The 16277-nt window shown below is 43.8% G+C and carries 15 protein-coding genes; 3 read left to right on the top strand and 12 right to left on the bottom strand.

Features of this window, described 5'->3' with window-relative positions; genetic code table 11:
* Position 1: 1 nt before the first annotated feature.
* Together ABDW02_RS07640 and ABDW02_RS07645 are read left to right on the top strand one after the other, a co-directional pair.
* A complete protein-coding gene (locus ABDW02_RS07640; protein ID WP_343633755.1) occupies positions 2-916 on the top strand; it encodes a GNAT family N-acetyltransferase in 915 nt (304 codons plus the stop codon).
* A gap of 3 nt (positions 917-919) precedes the next feature.
* Positions 920-1369, top strand: a complete 450-nt coding sequence (locus ABDW02_RS07645) for a DUF1572 family protein (protein WP_343633757.1) — start codon at positions 920-922, stop codon at positions 1367-1369.
* Positions 1370-1474: 105 nt separating this feature from the next.
* On the opposite strand, the gene ABDW02_RS07650 is transcribed toward ABDW02_RS07645, so the two are convergent.
* The 11 genes from ABDW02_RS07650 to ABDW02_RS07700 all read right to left on the bottom strand — a co-directional run bounded on the left by ABDW02_RS07650 (position 1475) and on the right by ABDW02_RS07700 (position 13720).
* Positions 1475-2386 (bottom strand): ribonuclease Z, encoded by a 912-nt coding sequence (locus tag ABDW02_RS07650; RefSeq protein ID WP_343633759.1) that lies wholly within the window; start codon positions 2384-2386, stop codon positions 1475-1477.
* Positions 2387-2390: 4 nt separating this feature from the next.
* On the bottom strand, positions 2391-2729 hold the full coding sequence (locus ABDW02_RS07655; RefSeq protein ID WP_343633761.1) for an STAS domain-containing protein: 339 nt from the start codon (positions 2727-2729) through the stop codon (positions 2391-2393).
* Between the two features lie 64 nt (positions 2730-2793).
* Positions 2794-3723, bottom strand: coding sequence for an aspartate carbamoyltransferase catalytic subunit (locus tag ABDW02_RS07660; protein ID WP_300354567.1), 930 nt, complete (start codon positions 3721-3723; stop codon positions 2794-2796).
* Complete coding sequence (gene pyrR / locus ABDW02_RS07665) at positions 3723-4262, bottom strand: bifunctional pyr operon transcriptional regulator/uracil phosphoribosyltransferase PyrR (protein ID WP_343633766.1); 540 nt, start codon at positions 4260-4262, stop codon at positions 3723-3725. Before pyrR ends, ABDW02_RS07660 begins: the two co-directional genes overlap by 1 nt.
* A 331-nt stretch (positions 4263-4593) precedes the next feature.
* Positions 4594-4941: a translation initiation factor gene (locus tag ABDW02_RS07670; protein ID WP_343633768.1), complete on the bottom strand. Its 348-nt coding sequence runs from the start codon at positions 4939-4941 to the stop codon at positions 4594-4596.
* Positions 4938-5738: a glycerophosphodiester phosphodiesterase family protein gene (locus ABDW02_RS07675; protein ID WP_343633770.1), complete on the bottom strand. Its 801-nt coding sequence runs from the start codon at positions 5736-5738 to the stop codon at positions 4938-4940. The genes ABDW02_RS07670 and ABDW02_RS07675 overlap by 4 nt, the downstream gene beginning before the upstream one ends.
* Complete coding sequence (locus ABDW02_RS07680; protein WP_343633772.1) at positions 5728-6240, bottom strand: hypothetical protein; 513 nt, start codon at positions 6238-6240, stop codon at positions 5728-5730. Before ABDW02_RS07680 ends, ABDW02_RS07675 begins: the two co-directional genes overlap by 11 nt.
* A gap of 375 nt (positions 6241-6615) precedes the next feature.
* Positions 6616-7524: a histone deacetylase gene (locus tag ABDW02_RS07685; protein ID WP_343633774.1), complete on the bottom strand. Its 909-nt coding sequence runs from the start codon at positions 7522-7524 to the stop codon at positions 6616-6618.
* A 1-nt stretch (position 7525) separates the two neighbouring features.
* Complete coding sequence (locus ABDW02_RS07690) at positions 7526-8062, bottom strand: DUF6272 family protein (RefSeq protein ID WP_343633776.1); 537 nt, start codon at positions 8060-8062, stop codon at positions 7526-7528.
* Between the two features lie 86 nt (positions 8063-8148).
* Positions 8149-13170: a gliding motility-associated C-terminal domain-containing protein gene (locus ABDW02_RS07695; protein WP_343633778.1), complete on the bottom strand. Its 5022-nt coding sequence runs from the start codon at positions 13168-13170 to the stop codon at positions 8149-8151.
* Positions 13171-13237: 67 nt separating this feature from the next.
* Positions 13238-13720 carry a YkgJ family cysteine cluster protein gene (locus ABDW02_RS07700; protein ID WP_343633780.1) on the bottom strand — a complete coding sequence of 161 codons (483 nt, stop codon included), beginning with the start codon at positions 13718-13720 and terminating at the stop codon, positions 13238-13240.
* Positions 13721-13786: 66 nt separating this feature from the next.
* On the opposite strand from ABDW02_RS07700, the gene ABDW02_RS07705 reads away from it, so the two are divergent.
* Positions 13787-15280 (top strand): NAD(P)/FAD-dependent oxidoreductase, encoded by a 1494-nt coding sequence (locus ABDW02_RS07705; RefSeq protein WP_343633782.1) that lies wholly within the window; start codon positions 13787-13789, stop codon positions 15278-15280.
* A gap of 50 nt (positions 15281-15330) precedes the next feature.
* Here the strand turns inward: ABDW02_RS07705 and ABDW02_RS07710 are convergent, their stop codons facing one another.
* A complete protein-coding gene (locus tag ABDW02_RS07710) occupies positions 15331-16209 on the bottom strand; it encodes a tetrahydrofolate dehydrogenase/cyclohydrolase catalytic domain-containing protein (protein WP_343633784.1) in 879 nt (292 codons plus the stop codon).
* Positions 16210-16277: the final 68 nt, after the last annotated feature.

Below are 16277 nucleotides of genomic sequence, written 5' to 3' on the forward strand. Positions count from 1 at the left end.
CATGAAACCAATTATACCTCCTGTTGATAAGGAAATTATCAAGAAAGAACTTGCTGAAGTCGGATTGGTAAGAACAACCCGAAAAGGTGATAACGAGATTTATTTCGTAAACTGCCACACTGCTCCCAACATCGTCCGGGAAATCGGTCGTTTGCGGGAAGTAACTTTCCGTTTTGCGGGAGGTGGAACCGGTGAAGAACTGGACCTGGATGAATACGATACGGACGAAATCTGCTACAACCAGCTGATTGTCTGGGATCCGGAAGACGAAGTGATCATCGGCGGATACCGTTTCATTTTGTGTAAAGACGCTATTGATGAGCACGGGGAAATCCATCTGTCGACCACACATTATTTCGATTTTTCGGAGCATTTCGTAAAAGATTACCTCCCAACGACCTGTGAATTAGGCCGAAGCTGGGTACAACCCGATTATCAGCCGGCTCAAAATCCGCGCAAAGGCTTGTTTGCACTGGATAATATCTGGGACGGGCTCGGTGCATTGGCAATCAATTATCCGTTCATCAAATACTTCTTCGGAAAAGTGACCATGTACCCGAATTACAACCGGGAAGCACGCGATTTCCTGTTGCATTTCATGCATCATTATTTCCCGGATACGGAAAACCTGATGGTCCCTTATCATCCGTTGAAAACAGAATACGACACGACTTTCGTGGAAGAGCAATTAAAAGGACTGGATTTCAAAGACGGTTTCAAGGTATTGAATTCCTTCGTGCGCAAACATGGAGAAAATGTTCCGCCCCTGGTGAATATTTACATGCACCTTTCACCGACCATGAAAACATTCGGAACAGCCGTAAACCCCGATTTCGGGAATGTGGAAGAAACCGGTATTTTGGTAACGATTGCTGATGTTTACCCGGATAAAAAGGAACGTCATTTAACTTATTAAGGCATGGATCACGAATTTGCAAGCTGTTTTACCAAAGACCTGGATTCTTTAGCAAAAGAAATAGCGCTTTGCGAGGAAGAAACTTTGTGGAAAGTCCTTCAGGGAGTTACAAACTCCATCGGAAACCTGACACAACACCTGATCGGGAACCTGAACCATTTCATCGGGGCAATTTTGGGAGAAACCGGATATGTGCGAAACCGGGATGCGGAGTTTTCGGAACGTTACCTGACTAAAGCAGAAATGATCACCCAATTGAATGCAACCGCTCAAATGCTTGAAAAAGTATTGGATGCATTGACAGAAGAAGATTTTAAAAAGAAATACCCGTTGGAGCCATACCATTACCCGATGACAACCCGTCACATGATCCTGAAGCTGGCAAGTCATTTGGGATATCATTTAGGGCAAGTGAATTATTTGCGCAGGATTGCGCAAGGTTCAGAAAGTTAAAAAAGGTTCAAAGGGTTCAACTAATTATCAAGTTATAGGCAAACTATTCAAATAGGATTTAAATTCAATTTGACTTTTGAACTTTTGAACTTTTGAACTTTTGAATTAAATCAAATACGTTTCCCCGTCTTCCACCACGCTCACATTTTCAAAAACCGCCGTTGCTTCTTCTAAATGCTTCAAGCCATTTTCATAACGCGCACTGAGATGTCCCAGCAATAACTTTCCGACTTCTGCTTGTCTGGCGATTGTAGCAGCTTGTTGAGCCGTTGTGTGGAATGTTTGCTGGGCGCGGTCCAGTTTATCCTGTAGAAAGGTTGCTTCGTGGTAAAGCACATTTACGTTTTTGACATATTCTACAATGCGTTCATCAAAAATCGTATCCGAACAATAAGCGTATGATTTACTCGGTTTTGCAGTATAAGTGTATTCTTCCGCATAAATCATTTCTCCTGATTCCAGCTGCACATCCAAGCCTTGTTTCAGTTTTGGAATGAGGGTCAGGGAAAGTCCGGCTTCTTCAAACCGTTCTGCATTCAGCTTTCGCTCTTTCGGCTTTTCTTTGATCAGGAAACCATTTGTTGGAATGCGGTGTTTCAAAGGAAAAGTCCAGATCTCGATGAGTTTATCCTCAAAGAGCAAGCGGTGTTCCTTTCCGTTTAAAGGCACAAAATGAAGATCAAAGCCCAGTTTTGCGCCTCCTACTTCCAGTTGCAGGCGGATAATCTGTTCCAATTCTTCCGGTCCGTAAATAGTCAATCCCTTATCTCTTCCCAATAAATGCAGAGAACTTAAAAGCCCGACCAACCCGAAGAAATGATCTCCGTGCAGGTGAGAAATTAGAATGTGATTGATTTTCTGAATGTGGATGTGGTACTTTCGCAACTGTACCTGTGTACCTTCGCCGCAATCGATCAGGATGTGGCGGTCGTTACAATAGACGTATTGAGAAGTCGGATTTCTGTATGAAGTGGGCAAAGCAGCACCTGAACCTAATATGGTTACTTCAAAATTCATGAGCTTAGATCAATACTGATTTAGCTTCAGTCAGTGTTTCGGAAATACTCAGCACTTTATCCAATTGGGCAATACGGATCATTTTTGCAACATTTTCCTGCAATCCGCAAAGTATGAATTGGCCGTTCGTGTCTTTACACAGGCGATTTGCCGTCAAAACAGCCGACAAGCCGGAAGAGTCACAATATCTGGTTTTGGAAAGATCCAGGATAATGGAATTCACCCCGTTCTTACTTAAAACAAGCAATTCACTTTTCAGATCAGGAGCATTGGAAGCATCCAGTTTTTCTACGGAAGACTGAATGACTGTATAATTGGTATCTTGTGCAATAATAAAATTCATGTTGCCACAGTGTTTATCAAATGTAACAAAATATTCTTTCTTAGCCTCTGAAAATGAAAAGACTTTAGCGCCCGATCTTTGCAGCCAACAAATAAATCACTGCCATTCGCACCGCTACCCCATTCTCAACTTGCTGAAGGATAATGGATTGCTTTGAATCCGCTACATCGGAAGTAATTTCCACTCCGCGGTTAATTGGTCCCGGGTGCATCACGATAATTTCCTTGTCCAGGCTATCGAGTATTTCTTTGTTCAACCCGTATTGCATGGAATATTCGCGCAAACTCGGGAAGTACTGAATATCCTGTCTTTCCAATTGAATGCGCAGCATATTTGCTACATCGCACCATTCCAAAGCTCTTCTCAGGTTGTGTTCCACCTTGATTCCAAGGGTATCGATGTATTTCGGGATCAGGGTCGTTGGTCCGCAAACCATGACCTCTGCACCTAATTTCTGAAGGGTGTAAATATTGGACAAAGCCACGCGTGAATGCAGGATATCTCCAACAATCACCACTTTTTTTCCTTCTACGGAACCCAATCGCTCACGGATCGAAAAAGCATCCAGTAATCCCTGGGTAGGATGTTCGTGCGTACCGTCGCCGGCATTGATCACACAGGTATTGGTTCTTTCCGAAAGGAATTTTGCTGCTCCCGGATTCGGATGGCGCATCACCACCATATCCACTTTCATGGAAAGAATGTTGTTTACGGTATCGATGAGTGTTTCTCCCTTTTTTACCGAACTGGAGCTTGCAGAAAAGTTGACAACATCTGCTGAAAGACGTTTTTCCGCCAACTCAAAGGAAAGGCGTGTACGTGTTGAATTCTCAAAAAAGAGATTGGCAATCGTAATATCACGAAGGGAAGGAACTTTTTTGATCGGTCGATTAATAACTTCCTTAAAACTATCGGCAGTTTTAAAGATCAATTCGATATCCTGACGAGTCAAGTCTCGAATTCCAACTAAATGATCAACACTTAAATGCTCCATTATTCGGGTGTATACAATACAATTTTATCTTTTCCTTCGCTGCTTTTCCACTCCACGGTTACGCGCTCTGAATCCAGCGTATCGACTGCTTTTCCCACGTAATCCGCCTGAATTGGCAGATCGCGCTGAAATCTCCGGTCGATCAGCACCATCAATTCCACACGAAGCGGCCGGCCGAAAGCCATCAGGGCATCCAATCCGGAACGGATCGTTCTTCCGGTGTAAAGTACGTCGTCTATCAATACCACGTTCTTTCCTTCGATCGTAAAATCAATGTTGGTCACGTTCGGGATCAGCGGTTTTTCCCGTCTGCGGAAATCATCCCGGTAAAAAGTGATATCCAGCTGACCGCAGGTTACTTTTTCTCCGCGCACATTTTCCAGGATTTCTTTCAGCCTTTCGAGCACAAAAATTCCTCTCGGCTGCAGGCCGATCAATACGGTATTTGAGAAGTCGTCGTGATTTTCGATTAATTGATAAGCAAGACGGTTCATGGTTAACTGAACCTGCTGTTCATCTAAAATGACTTGCTTTTCCATCGGAACAAATGTAACAAAAGGATTCGATTAATGCATCATTTTTTCGATTTTCTATCCTCAAACTAAACCGTTTTAACGCCCGATCTTCGCATTTGAAATTATTAAGAATCAATTTTTTACCGTTCAATCAATAAAGTAAATATTTTACTCTTTTTTCATTGATTTAAAAAAAACTTAATGTACTTTTGGAACAGGATCGAAAGAATTTTCACAATTTTCTATTTTGATATTTTTAATTTGGAAATTTGGATGTCGGAAGATATTTACTTTTTCATAGGGTTGGTTATTGGTTATAAATTTTGAAACGTAAATCCGGCATCTAAATTCCATTTTATCCTCCTTTTCGCTTGGTTTTATAACCTTCTTTTGTCAATAATTCAATGACTTTATCGCGAAAAGATCCCTGAATAATAATTTCCCCGTCTTTAGCAGTTCCTCCTACTCCGCATTTGGATTTGAGCATTTTTCCCAATTCTTTCAGATCTTCGTCAGTTCCTACAAATCCCTCAACCAAAGTCACTTCCTTTCCCGCACGTTGTTTTTTATCCAAAGAAACATACAGCAATTGTTTGGCAGGTTCCAACGTTTCGGCCTCTTCATTTTCTTCAAAATCGTACGAGAAATCCGGGTTCGTGGAATACACTACATTTACCCGTCCTTTATTGTTTTTCTTACTCATTTGTATTTTTCTATTAGTGTCGCTTTAATGTCATCGGTCAGTAAATAGGTTGGATTTTTATCCAACGCCGACCGGATTCCGTTCGGAGAACGAACATCGTATAATATTACGTCTTTTCCAAGTGATTTAACCGCATTTACGTCGGAAATATCAATATCCGAATTCCGGAAAACCGCGCCTGCTGATAAGTTGTTGTCGGAATAGCTTAAAAACTGATCCGCATCTACCGAATTGTAATACACCTCAAAGCCCAATCCTTTGATCGTAGGGACAAACCTCCTGGAATTGGTCACGATTGCCAGATTTCCGTTGTAAAAATACTGTTTTGCCTGTTTTAAGGCATCTATAACACGGGTAGAATCTACCACACCGATTTCTGTTCCGTCCGACTCTTTCAAATCGATCAGTAAACGAATTCCTTTCAGATCGGCAGGGAGATCTGTTAAGCGGATTAATTGTTCTTTTTCCAGCGATTTGTATTTCAGCCCGGATAAATATCCGTCTTCTTTTTGCGGAATGTACCCCGATCCTGTGGATTCTTCACTTAATTCCGGATCGTGGAACAGCCACAAAGTACCGTTAAGCGATAACTGCGCATCTACTTCGACCATCTGTACTTTTTCGAAACTCCGTGCATATTTGTAGGCTTCCAGGCTGTTATCGTGGTAATTACTGCTGGAAATATGAAGTCCCGCACAGGCATGGCCACCGATCACGACATCCGGATACAAGTCTTTGTGTTTCTTGCAGGAAAGAAGCACCAAAACCGAAAGTGCTATGCCGAATTTAGAATTCATGGTAATATCCGATTTCAAAAAAGTAATTCCACATCAAAAAATGGTTTCTTCTTTCGTTGTATGCATCGTATTTCCATTCAACCGCCGGACCAATTCCACCCGTGACTGCAACCCGGTTATAGATACCAACATCTAACCTGCAGCCAAGAAAACTTTCTGTGAGGTGAATCAAGGGATGCTTTTCAGGAATTTTGGTGTTTAAGACCGAATAAGAAAGCCTGATTACGGGAGAAATGGCGATCCAGTCAATGAGTTTGGAACGGTAGGAAATGTCATAACCGATAGCCGGTTTGAATTGTCCCTGGAAAATGGTGTTGTTTATACCGAATCCGATGAATACTTCGTGGGAAAGCTTTTTTTTGATGAGTTGGCCGCGTACATGGAAAAAGAAATCCTGCGGATGGTATTGAATATCAGCCCCGATAGAATAAATTGCGGAATCCTGTGTTTTTCCCAAAAAAGGAATGAATAGAAACACCAAAAAAGCAAGCTTTCGAAACATGCTTCAAAAATAACCCAATGCTTTAGCTAAAACTAAAGTTTCGGGCACTTTTTACAGTGATATCCTTTTCTTTTGTATTTCTTGCAACAATCTTTCTTCTTGTCGCAAGAACAATTATTGCATGTGAACAGAGGTAAAATCGTTTGCTGGGAGGAAACTTCTTTTTTAACCATCTTTATTTAGACTAATTCTACACAAAGGTAATCGTTGAAACTAAATTAGCAAGGATTGTTCACTATTTATTTTGTTAAAAACAGGTTCAAGACCGATGGCTCAATGGTTCAAAGAGATAAAAGGGTTCAGACCGTTAGATAGTTGAACTTTTCAACCTTTGAACATTTGAACATTTGAACTTTTGAACTTTTGAACTTTTAACTATTTGGAAAATAACTGATGCGCCAATCGGAACACATGCATGTGGGCATTTACAATATCGCGTATATCCTTGCTGTATCCACCTCCCATACTGCATACAACCGGAATATTCCGTTCCCTGGCAGCATGCAATACAAATTCATCCCTCAGCCGAATACCGTTCTGTGTCACCTTCAATTTTCCCAATTTATCAGATTCCAGGATATCGACACCGCATTGATAGAAGATAAAATCCGGATTGAATGCTTCCAGTACCGGGGTGAGTTCTTTCTTCAAAATACTCAGGTAGCTTTTATCGTCCAGGAAAGTTTCCAGGTGAATGTCTTTATCCGATTGTTCTTTGTGGATCGGGTAATTGGCTCCTCCGTGCATACTGAAGGTAAATACTTCCGGAACATTCCGGAATATTTCTGCGGTACCGTTTCCCTGGTGAACATCCAAATCTACAATCAGGATGCTTTTAAACAGTTTTTGATCCAACAGCCATTGTGCCGCTATTGCCTGGTCGTTCAACAGGCAAAAACCTTCTCCTCTATCTGTAAATGCGTGATGTGTTCCTCCCGCGATGTTCAGGGCTGCTCCCCCGTTCTTCACCATTTCGGCACACAAGCGCGTTCCTTCCATGATCCTCAATTCGCGGTTGATCAACTCTTCCGTGTGAACAAATCCACTCACACGTTGTTCTCTCGGTGAACAATTCAGGTTCAGCAATTTTTGCAGGTATTCTTCCGTGTGCACTTTACGCACGACGTCCAGGTTAATTAAATCGGGCTGCAAAAAATCGGGTTCTTCCAAAATTCCCTCGTACTGCAATTGTTGGTGCAATAAGCCGTATTTTTCCATCGGAAAGCGGTGATTTTCGGGAACGGAATGAATGTAAGAAGGGTGATACGCAACAAAAAAAGACATCTTAAGCTTGTACTCTGTCTACATCCGTGGAAATGGTGAAAAGCATCAATTCGTCATTTACAGGGATGAATTGGTAGTTCAGTAAACTTTTGGATTTCATTCTCATCGTAATGAAACCCAGCCCTGCTCCTCCTTTATCGGAAATCAATCCGTTGTTGAGTGTTTCCAGGTAAAAAGCTTTTACTTCTTCTTCAGACATTGCATTCAGGCGATCCAGGTACGAAGCCAGTTTTTCCTTTTCGGAGATTTCCGTAAGGTTTCCCAAAGCAATGCGGTAAGCTTTATCATTGAAAGCAACGATAATCAGAGCTTGTTGTTCGTTATCCCATTTTCTGCCGTGAATCAGGATGTTTTGCAATCCTTCGATCAGGATAGAAAAAACACGTTTTACCAATGTTTTTTTGTCGCCTGCAGAAATCATGAAATCTTCGGTCGTCAATGTGAAACTATTGACTAAATCCTGGTTCAACGGACCAAAGTGAGCAACCTGAACGGAATTGAAATGCGCGTCCTTAACGTCTTGAATCCAAGAGGCCAATATTGTTTTGGGTTCTATGTGAAGCGTACCAGGTTGCATCAACTGTAAACAGTCAGTAAATATAGCAAAGCAAAAAAGAACTTCTTTTAATCAATGAGCAAATGAACATTTCCCTGCCACATTTTACCGTCCGCAGTTATTAATTGGTAGAAATAAACCCCGTCATCCACTTTTTCTCCGCTCATATCAACACCTCCCCAATTATTTTTATAGTTGTCCGATTCAAACACCACATTCCCCCAACGATTCTGGATCACCAGTCTGGAGTTCGGTTTCAAATTCGTGATGTAGAACTCATCGTTGGTATGATCTCCGTTAGCCGTTACGATGTTCGGAATTTTGATCTCTCCGAAGATATCAAACGGTTTCGTAATGGAATCGATACATCCGTCAACGGTTTCTATAACCAAAGTCATGTTGTAAGTTGCCTCGACCATTGAATTGTAAGTGGCAGAAGATCCTGTTCCTACCAAACCTACTCCTGAAACGGTCCAGCTGTAATTCTGGAAAGGCCCGCCTGTACTTGTACTGGTAAAAGTAATCACTTCGCCCGGAGATGCACTCGGATTAGAGATCGAGAAATTGGCATTCGGAGATGGATCCGAACCAACAACTACCAGAGCTCCGCTTGTTACACATCCGTTCACATCCGTTACTGACAAAGTGTACATTCCCGCAGTCAAATTCGAAATATTCAAAGAAGTCAATGAAGATCCGTCCCAGGTATAAGTAAACGGCCCGCTTCCGGAAACCTGGATACCGTTGATCGCCCCGTTATTTCCCTGGCAGCTTTCATTCGTTACAATCATTCCCGACATATCTATTACCGGCGGCGGAACAACTCCTACAAAAAAGCTTGCATTCACCTGGCAACCGGCATTATCCGTAACTGTCAGGGTGTAATTTCCGGTCGTCAGATTTATAGCATTGATCGTATTCTGAACCGGTGTAGTGTTCCAGGAATAGGAATATGGAATCGTTCCACCTGAAACAGTTACTCCAAAAATGGATCCCGATCCCGAAGCACAATTATCATTGGAAATGACTGCACTATTCGTATTTAAAGCAAGAGTCGATGTATTTGAAACCGTAAACGTTTGCTGCACGGAGCAGTTTTGATCATCTGTCACGCTGATTGTGTAGTTTCCGGGTGTCAGATTCGAAATATCCAGCGTTGTAGCACTGATATTTGTCCAGGAAAATGTCGGATTAATTCCTCCGGTGATCTGCAATCCACTGATAGCACCTGTGTTGGTACAAGTATTTGTGATCGACAAAGAACTTTGATCGAGGATCAATGGAACCACCGGATCAATTGTAAACGGCCCGCCGCTTACACTGCATCCGAATGCGTCTGAAACGACTACGTTGTAAGTTCCCGGAGATAAATTCGTTTGATTTAAAGTAGGACTCGCTACTCCGTTCCAGGTATATGTCAAAGTTCCTGTACCCGTAGCAGTAAGGCCGGAAATTGTTCCGTCATTCATCGCACAGGTTTCATCCGTTGCAACACCATTGGTGGTGTTCAGTGTAGGCCCCGCGATGTTGTTAACCGTAAAAGGACCTGCGTTGGCAGTACATCCTAAGTTGTCAGTAACCAGCAAATTGTAAGTACCGGAAGGAATATTTGAAGGATTCAAAGTATTGTAAGCTCCGGAATTCCAGTTGTAGGTATATCCTGCTTGCCCGCCTGTAACGGTCAATCCTGAAATCGCTCCGTTTGATTGGTTACAATGTGCGTCCGTAATGGAAACAGCTGCCGAATTGATCACCGGATTGCTTGAAGCTCCGATAGAAACCGGTCCTGCAGAAGCCGTACAGCCCATATTATCAGTTACGACCAGGTTATAGGTCCCACTGCTCAAACCGGTAATATCCAACGTTGAATAAGCACCCGAATTCCAGTTGTAGGTTAGTCCTGTTCCCGTTGCAGTAATTCCGGTGATGCTTCCATTATTCAATCCGCAGGTTGTACCGGTAACCACCATGTTTGAAGTACTGATGGATGGTCCAGGAGATTGGCCTACATTAAATGGCCCTGCTATGGCATTACATCCGAAAGCATCGGAAACCAGCAAACCGTAAGTTCCACCCGGAATATTCGTGTGATCCAGAGTAGGACTTGCCACCAAATTCCAACTGTAAGTCAGAGTTCCTGTACCCGTTGCAGTAATCCCGGTGATTGATCCGTCATTTCCGGCACAGGTTTCATTCGTGATTACCACTCCGGAAGTATTGATCACCGGTCCTGCAATGTTGTTAACTGTGAAAGGCCCTGCATTTGCGGTACAACCCAGGTTATCCGTAACCTGCAAAGTATAATTTCCTGCCTGAATACCGGAAAGGTTCAGCGTGCTATAAGCACCCGAATTCCAGTTGTAAGTGTATCCCGGTTGCCCGCCTGAAACAGTTAATCCCGAAATTGCCCCGTTTGATTGGTTACAATGTGCATCCGTAATAGAAACTGCTCCTGCATTAATAACCGGAGCGCTGGAAGTTCCGATGGCAACCGGCCCTACAGAAGCTGTACACCCGATATTGTCCGTAACAACCAGGTTGTAATTTCCACTGCTCAAACCGGTAATATCCAAAGTGGAATAAGCTCCGGTGTTCCAGTTATAGGTCAAACCTGTTCCGGTAGCGGTGATTCCGGTGATACTTCCGTTGTTTGCTCCACAGGTCGTTGCTGTAACAAGCATGTTGGTCGTACTGACTACCGGTCCGGAGTTTTGTCCTACGTTAACCGGTCCCAAAGAAGCTGTACATCCGTTGTTATCCGTAACCACCAGGTTATAAGTTCCTGCGTTCAGTCCTGAGATATTTAAAGTGGAGTAAGCACCGCTATTCCAGTTATAAGTCAATCCGGTTCCAGTGGCAGTAATTCCTGAAATAGATCCACCACCTCCCATACAGGACGCATTGGTTACCACCATGTTGGTAGAATTGATTACCGGGCCTCCGGAAGTACCGATCGTGTATGGACCCGAAGTTGCCGTACAACCAATACCGTCAGTGACCAAAACAGTGTAAGAACCCGCCGCAGCGTTGCTTAAATTCATACCGGGAGTTGTAACCCCGTTCCAGGTGATGGTCACTGTTGGTGCACCACCGGAAGTTGTCAGTCCCGTAATAGATCCGCCTGCCGAACAGGTTGCATTTGTTACTACAGCCGTTCCGGAAATAGTCGGACCTCCGACGGTAACCGTTACCGGAATCCGGAATGTTCCATTCGGGCAAAAGCCTACATAATAGGTTGTTGTTGCCGTAGCTGATGGAATATTCAGCGTTAATCCTGTTCCCACAGAAGTATTTCCGGTGTAAGTTGTGTACCATGTAATGTTTGCATTGGTAATCGGTGAAGGTAAAGTACCCTGAACAGTTACCGACAAAGTAGCAGGACTTCCGCTACATACCGCTGCGTTGTTTGCTATTAAATTGTAATAAGGTTGTGTCGCTAAACTGGAACCAGTGGAACCATTTGTAGCACCATTCGGAGGAAAATTCGCTACGATATTGGTAGTTAAACTCCCAGCGATAGTAACTATACCGCTATTTCCGCCATTTGTAGATACCGCAGGGGTTCCGGAAGTGTAATTCACAAATCCACCGGCTCCTCCACCTCCGGGGCCATCTGCCTCCACTCCGGATGCAAACGAACCAAAGTTTAACGCGTTATCTCCACCGTTTCCTCCATTCGCACTTAAAGTCACCGTAGCAGGAATTGCCGTACCATTCGAAATAATAACGGCACCTCCTCCCCCAGCACCACCGGCTCCATCCACTCCTCTTTTCACTCCGATACCGGCTGTTTGGTTTAGAGGATTCGAATTTTGTCCGTTAGCACCGTTTGCTTCTATAGTACCGGTCCCGGTAATAGATCCGTATGATTGAATAAAAACGATCCCGCCCCCGGCACCACCGCTTCCACCCTGGCTGTTGTCCATTTCACCGGCACCACCGCCACCACCCATAAAAATACGGGTTGCATCGTAGGTCAAAGGATGTCCTCCTAATCCACCTTCTTTTCTTCTGCTGTCGGCTTGCCATGCAGAATTATTGGGGCCTACTGTTGCTTCATTCTGATCGTTTTGTGCACCGGAATATCCTCCGCGTCCACCTCCCGAACTATTTGCTGATAGTGGCTCCAACCCATAAAAAGCGGAATAAGCCGGATTTAGAACACCGGTTCCGGTATAAGCTCCTGCTCCGAAGTTTGAACCACCACCACCGCCGGCATTTTTGTAATTCCCGCCGCCGCCGCCGTTGGCCGCAGCACCCATTCCGTAACGGGAATAATAAGTAATTGTCAAATCTCCGGTAGCAGTTGCTGCTCCACCGATTCCTTCTCCTTTTTCGCCACCTTCAGAAGCAGCTGAATACCCAGGTTTTCCTACATCCGTGGCATTTCCCGGACCGTTTGAAGTATTGTCTGTCACCCCTCCTCTGAAACCATAACCGGAAGCAAGGATTTTAGAGTTTGTTCCGAAATTCACTGTTCCGTTTACTTCCAAAGCTACAATACCTCCGGTAGCTCCGTTCCAGGCTACAGGAACTACAGTAGCACTTGGATTTAAAGTCAAATTTCCAAGTCTGGGTACACGAACTACCTGTACGTGTCCTGTTGCGGTGTATGAATTTTTCAAAGCACATCTGACGGTAATACCCGTTGATCCGGAAACAGAAAGGACTTCTGCATATTCGTATTTCCCGGAATTATTGTAATTCGTAACCGTTCCCCAGTCTTTGCGGTAATTATTCATATTCCCCAAATCTCCCATTGCACTGTTGGAAAGCGTATAGTTACCACCCCATCCGGCAGGAGCCGGTTCAGCAGGTGTTGTAACAATATCCAGCGATGCTCCCTGCATTTGAATAATCAGGATCAAATCTCCCGGGGCCAACGCTGTTGTTAGAACAGGTCCATTTGTAAGTGTATTTGAAGTAACGGTTAAAGAGGTTGCACCGACAGCAATGTTTGCGGTGACATCCGTGTATGCGTTCAGTACAATCCCTGTTCCGCTAACGGTATAATCACCATTCTTGGCTTTCTGACTGAATAAAAAGTTGTTGATTAACAGTAGTAATATGGAAAGAAGGATAGACTTCATGGTATCAATTTGGATAAAACTAGTTCTTTAAAGAGACGCCAAATTATACAAAAGGTTGTAATTTCTGTTATATTTTTTTGGATATTTCCTTCATGATATAACTCACTGCCGGACACACTTCCATGTTCTTTCTGGTTAGTTGTAAAATCTGGTACATATTCTTCCGGTCCGTGTGCGGATATTCCCTGCATGCCAAAGGCCTGTCTTCGTATACGGAACAATAATTATCGGCCCCTAAAAAAGGACACGGAGCGGTTCGCAGCACGTAATCCTGATCTTCGTCAATTCTTAAGTAAGTATCGATGAATTTGCTTTCCGGCATGCGCAAACGTTTGGATAAGCGCTTGATATCCACATCCCGGAAAATTGGGCTGGTAGTTTTACAGCAATTTGCACAGGCCAGACAATCGATTTTGCGAAATGCTTCGTTGTGTAAGGAATGGAATTGTTCATCCAGTGTCCGGTTATTCACCTTTTTGGCCTTTTTGATCCACTTGGTGAAAAATTCCTTCTCCGCCTTTCCATAATCGGTCAGTTCTTTCAAATTCATGCCACAAAATTAATAGAAACCCATGCTGAATGTTAAAGTATTGCTTAATTTTAGTCCGATAGACTTATGGAAAAATTTGATTTAGTTATTATCGGTGGCGGGCCTGCAGGTTATGCAGCAGCCATGCGAGGAATTGACTACGGTAAACGTGTCTGCCTGATCGAGAAAGACCGCGTGGGAGGCGCAGGTGTTTACAACGGCGCTTTGTCATCCAAAACATTGTGGGAAATTTCCCAGAAAGTTGCATCGGTAAATGACACGATCGGTGGTAAGGGACGGGAGAAATTTTACCTTTCCTGGCAAGATGTGGATGCTACCGTTGACGAAGCCGTTTTTGAGCGCAAATTCCAGTATTCCTGCCACTTAAAGCTACTTCAAACGGAAACGATGGACAAACTGCTGAAATACGAACGCGGAACAGCCAGTTTCCTTTCCCCGCATGAAGTAGAGATTGTTCAGCACGATGGTGACCGCACGGTTGTCTACGGAGAAAACATCATTATTGCCAGCGGAAGCCGTCCCCGCAAAATGAAGGACGTGAATGTGGACGAACAAACAATTCTGACCAGTGACGGTATTGAAAACCTGACGGATTATCCCAAAAGTCTCGTAATCGTCGGAGCCGGAGTCATTGGTTGTGAATATGCCACGATCTTTTCAAACTTCGGAAAAACCAAAGTATACCTGATTGACCGGGCAGACCGCATTCTTCCTTTTGAAGACCCGGATATTTCGGCGATTGTGAGTGAGAACCTGGAAGAAAAAGGAGTTACTATCCATCACAATGCCCAGTTGGAACGCCTGGAAAACCTCGGAAATGAAGTAGAATATGAATTGAGCTATCCGGATGGATCAAGAGAAGTGATCCGCGTGGAAAAAGCGCTGCTTTCCATTGGACGTGTTCCGAATATTGAAAGCCTTAAAATGGAAAATGCCGGTGTTTTGATGTCCAAACGCGGACAACACATCGGTGATGACGATACGGTAACGAATGTTCCGCATATTTATGCGGTCGGAGACGTTTCAGGACGGATTGCTTTGGTGAATATGGGAGAAATTGAAGCCCGGCATGCCGTTGAAAGAGCATTCGGGACCATCCGTGAACGCCTGAGCTATGACAACGTTTGTACGATCATGTTCCTGCAGCCGGAAGTTGCTGCTGTGGGGATCAATGAAATGCAGTGCATTGAAAAAAATATCCCGGTAAAAATCGTAAAGATTGATTATTCGGTGATTGCCCGCGCCATTGCCATGCGCAAAACTGAAGGATTTTTCAAGATTATCGTAACCAACGACAGCGATATGAAAGTACTAGGAATGCGCGCTGTGGGAGAACATGCTTCTACTGCTATCCAAACCATCGGGCTGATCATGAAATTAGGGCTTCCTATTCATGTGATTGCAGAACTCGTTCATCCCCACCCTTCTATTGCCGAAGGAATCCAGGAATGTGTGAGAATGCTGTTAAACCGTTCGTTATTCAAATCGTCTGTATTCAAAGACAAACTGGCTTGTTATTCGCTGGTTGACGGTGTGAAAACACCGTTGGAACGTCTATAAACACGTGGGCACGCGATTAATCGCGTGCCCACGGTTATACACCAATACTATTATTTTCCTTTCAAGTCCATTGCTTTCAGCGTATTGATCATCAACGACGCGATTGTCATTGGTCCTACTCCACCAGGAACCGGCGTAATCGCTGACGTTTTCGGAGCTACTTCCTTGAAGTCGACGTCACCGGCCAATCTCCAGCCTCTTTCTCTGGTCGGATCTTCGATACGTGTAGTTCCGACATCGATCACAACAGCACCTTCTTTCACCATGTCAGCCGTGATGAATCCCGGGATTCCGACTGCCGCAACCAAAATATCGGCCTGAGAACAAATTTCTTTGATATTTTCCGATTTGGAATGCACGAGTGTTACCGTGCAATTTCCGGGATCTGTATTTTTCCCTAAAAGCAAGCTCAAAGGTGTTCCTACGATATTACTTCTTCCTACAACCACACAATTCTTACCGGCAGTCTGAACTTTGTAGCGACGCATCAATTCCACGATTCCCGCAGGTGTTGCAGGAACAAATCCCGGAATGTTCAGCATCATGTTTCCTACGTTGATCGGGTGAAAACCATCCACGTCTTTCTTCGGGTCAATGGACAACGTCACTTTCATTTCATCGATATGGGCCGGAAGCGGAAGCTGTACAATGTATCCGTCGATACTTTTATCTTCGTTCAGGGATTGAATCTTCTTTAAAAGTGTTTCCTCCGAAATCGAATCGTCGTAACGGATCAACGTACTTTCAAAACCGATTTCCTCACATGCTTTCAACTTGTTATTGACGTAAGTAACAGAACCACCGTCCTTTCCAACCAAAATTGCTGCCAAATGAGGAATTTTCTTTCCTGCAGCTTTGCGCTCGGCAACCTGAATAGCTAATTCTTTTTTGATTACTTCGGAAGCGTCCTTACCACTTAATATCTGCATGTTGTGATTTTTTTGTTGCAAAGATAAGGTTTACATCGATTTAGTACTTCATTTAATGGGATACAAAT

It is taken from the genome of Fluviicola sp. (genome assembly GCF_039596395.1).
Classification (GTDB): Bacteria; Bacteroidota; Bacteroidia; order Flavobacteriales_D; family Crocinitomicaceae; genus Fluviicola.